Origin of the sequence: Mesorhizobium sp. M1A.F.Ca.IN.020.06.1.1, assembly GCF_004023265.1 — a bacterium.
GTDB lineage: Bacteria > Pseudomonadota > Alphaproteobacteria > Rhizobiales > Rhizobiaceae > Mesorhizobium.
Genome location: NZ_RZSR01000316.1, coordinates 1 through 5821, shown reverse-complemented (window position 1 = coordinate 5821; position 5821 = coordinate 1). Strand labels below are relative to the sequence as shown.

Below are 5821 nucleotides of genomic sequence, written 5' to 3'. Positions count from 1 at the left end.
ATCATGAAACGGGCAAGCGAACGGGTTTGCTGAGTAGCCATGACGGTCACCCTCCCAAGGTCAGCCGGATTTAGACTTGTGCCAGAATTCCTGATTGCAGAGGTGGCCGCCCGAACTGGGTTTCGGGCGGCCTATGCCGGTCATGATCCGCTACCGGCGTTCGGCACCGGGAGGAGCCTTACTTGAGGTAGCCGCCTTCGGTCATCGCGGCGGTCGCCGCGTCCTGGGCCTGCTTCAGCGCATCATCGACGCTCGACTGGCCGGCAAGAGCGGCGGAGAAGAGCTGACCGACGGTGGTGCCGAGGCCCTGGAATTCCGGGATGGCCACGAACTGCACGCCGACATAGGGCACCGGCTTGACGGTCGGATGCGTCGGGTCGGCGGCATTGATGGAGTCCAGCGTCATCTTCGCGAAGGGCGCTGCCTTCTGGTACTCCGGATTGTTGTAGAGCGAGGTCCGCGTTCCGGGCGGAACGTTGGCCCAGCCTTCCTTCGAAGCCACCAGTTCGAGGTAGTGCTTCGAGGTCGCCCAGGAGACGAACTTCTCGGCGGCGTCGGCCTTCTTGGTGCCGGCGGGGATTGCGAGAGACCATGCCCACAGCCAGTTGCCGCGCTTGCCGAGACCCTTGTCGGGCGCCAGCGCATAGCCGACCTTGTCGGCGACCTGCGAGGCCTTCGGGTCAGAGACGAAGGACGCGGCGACGGTGGCATCGATCCACATGCCGCACTTGCCCTGCTGGAACAGCGCAAGATTCTCGTTGAAGCCGTTGGAGGACGCGCCCTCAGGACCATCTGCCTTCATCAGGTCGACATAGAACTGCAGCGTGTTCTTCCATTCCGGCTGGTCGAATTGCGGCTTCCAGTTCTCATCGAACCAGCGGGCGCCGAAGGAGTTCGACATGGCGGTCAGGAAGGCCATGTTCTCGCCCCAGCCGGCCTTGCCGCGCAGGCAGATGCCGTTCACGCCATTGGCCCGATCGGTCATCTTGTCGGCGGCCTCCTTGATGAAGTCCCAGGTCGGCGCGTCGGGCATTTTGAGCCCCGCCTTCTCCATCAGGTCCTTGCGGTACATGACGAAGGAGCTCTCGCCGTAGAACGGCGCGGCATAGAGCTTGCCGTCGACCGAAAGGCCGCCGGCAATGGCCGGGATGATGTCCTTGACGTCGTAGTCGTCGCCGAGCTTCTCGAGCGGCAAGAGCCAGCTCTGCTTGGCCCAGATCGGAACCTCGTAAGTGCCGATGGTCAAGACGTCGTACTGGCCACCCTTGGTGGCGATGTCGGTGGTGACGCGCTCGCGCAGCACGTTTTCTTCGAGCGTGACCCAGTTGAGCTGGATGTCGGGATTGGCCTTCGTGAAGTCGTCCGTCAGCTTCTGCATGCGGACCATGTCGCCGTTGTTGACGGTGGCGATGGTGATGGATTCGGCATGCGCGGCGAATGCAAGGGCGCTGGCCGACAACAGGCCCAGGGTGAGCGTGCGAAGTTTCATCAATTCCTCCCTAAAACCAAGATGAGCATTTGCCTTGGCTGTGGGCAATTACTCACTAAGTGTGAATTATGTCAAGCCGGAATCGATGCTGCAGCGCAGCACAAATCGATGCCGCGCCCGTCTGCGCGATGCGTAGCGGAGACGGCAGGCTGTGATGCCGGCCTACTGACAGGCGATCTCGGCGAGAATCCAATCGCGGAAGGCGCGGATCTTCGGCACGTTGCGCCGGGCAGTGGGATAGACCAGCCAGTAGGCGTGGCCGTCGTCGCCGACGAGGTCGAAGGGCTGGATCAGCCGGCCGTCGGCAAGCTCGTTCTTGAACAGGGCGCTGGTGACGATCGCAACACCTTGCCCGGCCATCGCGGCATTGGCCTCATAGGCCTGCGCGCCCATGCTGGTGCCGGGACGGCTGGCGAGTTCCTCCGCGGGCAGACCGGCGAGCGCGAACCATTCCTGCCACCAGATGTCGCCGGGATCGAGGATGGGGAGCTTGAGCAGGTCGGCCGGCTCCTTGACGCCGCCGATGCTCGCCGCAAGCCTAGGGCTGAGCACCGGGGTGAAGTCGGCCCTGAACAGCATATGCGTTTCCACGCCCGGCCACTTGCCGCCGCCGGAGCGGATGGCGATGTCGACGTCCTCACGGGCGAAGTCGACGACCCGGTTCGAGGTGTCGACGCGCACGGCAAGCGAGGGGTGAGCGACCTGAAAGGATCCCAGATGCTGCGCCAGCCAGTTCGAGGCGAAGGTGAGCAGGGTGGAAACGCAAAGCACGCCGTCGGCGCCGGCTCGGGCGGCCGCATAGGCGCCGCTCAGCAGCGCGAATGCCTCGCTGACAGCCGGCGCAAGACGCTGGCCGGGTTCGGTCAGCTCGATCTGCCGTGGACGGCGCAGGAACAGCGGCGCGCCGATGCGCTCCTCCAGAAGCTTGATCTGATAGCTCGCGGCGGCCTGAGTCATGCCGAGCTCCTCAGCGGCCTTGGTGAAGGAGAGGTGTCTGGCCACGGCATCGAACACCCGAATCGCCTGCAGGGGCGGGAGCTGGACATTCTGACGGGAGCTCAGATCGGGCATAAGGCCTCTTTATGGGTCATGATCGACGTTTGATTGGAAGCACGTGCCGATCAGCCCGATATTTGGGGTCGACGATCACTCCAGTTCAAGCATAGCGAAGGCTGACGATCATGACTCCGATGCAGGAAAAACTCGATTCGACCCCAATACATAGATGGATTTCGCTGCTGGCACGGGAATTGTCGTGGTTCGCCAACCGCAGGCGCGGCTATGTCGATGTCCGAGAACTGTCGGAGCACCTGCAGCGGGATATGGGCTTCCTCGACGGCAACGATCCGCATGGACGCTACAAATAGCCGGGTTTCTTTTTATCGCCAACGGCTCGTCGCGTCAGATTCGCCCGAGCCCAGCATCACGATCACGCGCCGCCGAGCAGGGCGGTGGCTGTCCGTTCATCAGTGATGAGGCCATTGACCAAACGACGGTTCACGGCGGCGAGAATGCCCGGCAGCTTGCGCTCGCCCATGGCAAGCGCGATGACCAAGGACTTCTCGCGTGACGGCAAGGCGGCGGACGAAACGCGGTCGTTGGTGATGCCTTCGATCATGCGGCCTTCGCGGTCGAAAACCCAGCCGACGATCTCGCCGACGCCGCCGGCTTTCTGCAGTGCCTTCAGTTCCCCCTCCGAGATGAAGCCGTCCTCGTAGAGCGGCGCCTTCGGGCCGAGATCGCCGATGCCGACGAATGTGACGTCGGCTTCCGCGGCCAGCGCCAGCGTCGGCTGGATCATCGGCTGGCTGAGCAGCATGTCGCGCTCTTCCGGCGAGGAGGCGATGACCGGCAGCGGCATCGGGAAGGAGCGCGCCTTGACCCGATCGGCCATGGTGAAGATGACGTTGTAGAAGGCGGCCGAGCCGTCGGGCGAGATGTTGCCGGTCAAGGACACCACCTTGTGCTGCGGGCACTCCATCGGCGGCAACAGCTCGATCGCCGCCTTCAGGGTGCGCCCGGTGCCGATGGCCATGACGATGGGGGCGGCGGAGCGCAGCCGCCGCTCGATTTCGGCAGCCGCCGCCTCGGCGACGCCGATCGTCGTCGAGGACGAGGTCGGATCGCTCGGCACCACCTCGACGAGATCGAGCGCGAAACGCGACTTCAGCCGCGCGGCAAGGTCGAGGCAATTGGCGATCGGATGATCGACGCGGACCTTGATCAGCCCTTCCGACATCGCCAGCGAGACGAGCCGCTGCGCCGTCTGCCTGGAAATACCGAGCTTGGCGGCGATCTGATCCTGGGTATTGCCGGCAACATAGTAGAGCCAGCCGGCGCGCGCGGCGTCGTCCAACCTGGTGCTGCCGGTTTCCTGTCGCGCGTTCACATTCTGCCTCCCCAAGCCCGACAATAGCGGGCCCTCTAGATTACAGCGAAAGCGGCCCTGCGCAATTGTCAATTGAAAGAGCAATTGCTTGCGCCCCTGCCGACCAAGGATGACACCATTCGCGCTCGCCTCAACCATTTGCCGGGAGAGCGGTTTATCTCTGACCGGAAACCCATTAAGGGATCGGCAAAAGGAGCCTTGCATGACGCCGAAAGCGGTTTTCTGGGACATGGACGGCACGCTGGTCGACAGCGAGCCGCTGCACGAGGCAGCACTTGTGGCCGCTTTGCGCAGCGTCGGCATCACGCCGCCGACCGACCTGCACGAACGGGTGCTGGGCGTCGCGGCATGGCCGGTCTACGAAATGCTGCGCGACCAGTTCGGCCTCGACCTGCACTTCGATGACTGGATCGTGCGCAAATACGACCACTATCTGCCGATGGCCGAGACGCTCAAGCCGCGGCCCGGCGCGATCGAGGTGTTCAACGAATTGCGCGCGCTAGGCGTCGAGCAGGCGGTGGTGTCCAATTCGGACCGGCTGATCGTCGACGCCAATCTCGGCGCGGTCGGTCTCGTCTATCCCGGCATGCACACGGTGAGCCGAAACGACGTACGCCAAGGCAAGCCGCATGCGGAACCCTTCCTGCGCGCGGCTTATCTCGCCGGCGTCGATCCGGCCGACGCGGTCGCGGTCGACGACAGCCGCACCGGCGCGATGGCCGGCCTGGCTGCCGGCATGAAGACGATTTTCTGGCCGGAAGCGCCGATGGAAGGGCTGCCCGGCGCAATCGTCATCAACAGCGCCGAGGAACTGCGGGCGCAATTGGGTCTCTAAGAAGACGTGCCAACGCCGGCGCTGCCCCTCATCCGCCTGCCGGCACCTTCTCCCGGTGAATACGGGGAGAAGGGACACGCTCCGACGCCGACGATCCTCCTCTCTCCGTGCTTCACGGGGAGAGTGTGAGGGGCAGCGCCCGGCTTCGAAAATAGGCGAAAGCCAAGCCTCCAGCGTCAACCCACAACCGCGGGGCTCAGTTCCTGTAGACCGGCTCTTCCTCGTCGAGGATTGCCTTCAGCTCCGCAAGGTGGCGCTCGGCCTGGCCGGGATAGTCGTCCATCTCGCTCGCCGTCTTTTCCGCGATCTCATCGGAGAGCGTGCGCAGCGGCCGACCGGTCCACAGCGCCTTGATGTAGGTCTCGGCGGCACGCTCGAAATAGAACATGCGATTGAAGGTGTCGGCGACAGAATCCCCGATGACCATCACGCCGTGATTGCCCATGACCATCACCTTGACCTTGGGATCGACGAGCAGTCTCGAGCAGCGCTCGCCCTCCTCTTCGAAGGCCAGCCCGCCATAATGAGGGTCCACGACATGACGGTTGAAGAACATGGCCGAGTTCTGGTCGATCGGAGGCAGGGTGGAGTCGGCCAGCGAGGCAAGCACCGTGGCGTGGATCGAATGCACATGCATGGCGCAGCGCGCATGCGGCACGTTGCGGTGGATGGCGCCGTGCAGGCCCCAAGCCGTCGGGTCGGGCGCGTTGGGGCCGGAGAGCGTTTCGGGATCGTTGGCGTCGATCAAAAGCAGATCGCTCGCCTTGATACGCGAGAAATGCACCTGGTTCGGGTTCATCAGGAACTTCGTGCCGTCCTCGTTGACCGACAGCGAGAAATGATTGGCGACCGCCTCATGCATGTTGAGCCGCGCCGTCCAGCGGAAGGCGGCGGCGAGATCGACCCGCTCCTGGTAATAAGGCAGGTTGGTCAGCGTTTCCTTCTGCAGACGGGCAAGGCTCATCGAAAATCCTCCGGTTTGGCCGAGCATGCCGTGCATGGCGGCTGCCAGCAACCGCAAACTGATGGGTCAGGCGGCAGGCCGTGCCGATTGCAGCCCGCCCAGCTCGACGATGAACTCGAGCACTTCCTGCAGGCCCTTGCCGCG

The 5821-nt window shown here is 63.9% G+C and carries 6 protein-coding genes; 2 read left to right on the top strand and 4 right to left on the bottom strand.

The genetic code is table 11. The features are described from left to right. Nucleotides 1-178: 178 nt before the first annotated feature. Both EOA60_RS15670 and gcvA read right to left on the bottom strand, forming a co-directional pair. The gene (locus EOA60_RS15670; protein ID WP_066999167.1) at nt 179-1489 is read right to left on the bottom strand and encodes a sugar ABC transporter substrate-binding protein; all 1311 of its coding nucleotides are present in this window, start codon (nt 1487-1489) and stop codon (nt 179-181) included. 162 nt (nt 1490-1651) lie between these two features. After that, the gene (gcvA, locus tag EOA60_RS15665; RefSeq protein WP_095825549.1) at nt 1652-2560 is read right to left on the bottom strand and encodes a transcriptional regulator GcvA; all 909 of its coding nucleotides are present in this window, start codon (nt 2558-2560) and stop codon (nt 1652-1654) included. 110 nt (nt 2561-2670) lie between these two features. Between gcvA and EOA60_RS15660 the strand changes: the two genes are divergently transcribed. Continuing rightward, nucleotides 2671-2856 carry a hypothetical protein gene (locus EOA60_RS15660; RefSeq protein ID WP_095825548.1) on the top strand — a complete coding sequence of 62 codons (186 nt, stop codon included), beginning with the start codon at nt 2671-2673 and terminating at the stop codon, nt 2854-2856. A gap of 62 nt (nt 2857-2918) precedes the next feature. On the opposite strand, the gene EOA60_RS15655 is transcribed toward EOA60_RS15660, so the two are convergent. Beyond that, nucleotides 2919-3878, bottom strand: a complete 960-nt coding sequence (locus EOA60_RS15655; RefSeq protein WP_095825547.1) for a sugar-binding transcriptional regulator — start codon at nt 3876-3878, stop codon at nt 2919-2921. Between the two features lie 202 nt (nt 3879-4080). Between EOA60_RS15655 and EOA60_RS15650 the strand changes: the two genes are divergently transcribed. Next, entirely contained in the window at nt 4081-4713 is a 633-nt protein-coding gene (locus EOA60_RS15650) for an HAD family phosphatase (protein ID WP_095825546.1), read from the top strand. Nucleotides 4714-4909: 196 nt separating this feature from the next. Here EOA60_RS15650 and EOA60_RS15645 read toward each other — a convergent pair whose 3' ends face one another. Further along, nucleotides 4910-5677, bottom strand: coding sequence for a class II aldolase and adducin N-terminal domain-containing protein (locus tag EOA60_RS15645; RefSeq protein ID WP_067324682.1), 768 nt, complete (start codon nt 5675-5677; stop codon nt 4910-4912). Nucleotides 5678-5821 lie beyond the last annotated feature (144 nt).

Coding starts and splice junctions, on each gene's coding strand:
- EOA60_RS15670 (WP_066999167.1), bottom strand. CDS start 1,489: ATGAAACTTCGCACGCTCACCCTGGGCCTGTTGTCGGCCAGCGCCCTT.
- gcvA (WP_095825549.1), bottom strand. CDS start 2,560: ATGCCCGATCTGAGCTCCCGTCAGAATGTCCAGCTCCCGCCCCTGCAG.
- EOA60_RS15660 (WP_095825548.1), top strand. CDS start 2,671: ATGACTCCGATGCAGGAAAAACTCGATTCGACCCCAATACATAGATGG.
- EOA60_RS15650 (WP_095825546.1), top strand. CDS start 4,081: ATGACGCCGAAAGCGGTTTTCTGGGACATGGACGGCACGCTGGTCGAC.
- EOA60_RS15645 (WP_067324682.1), bottom strand. CDS start 5,677: ATGAGCCTTGCCCGTCTGCAGAAGGAAACGCTGACCAACCTGCCTTAT.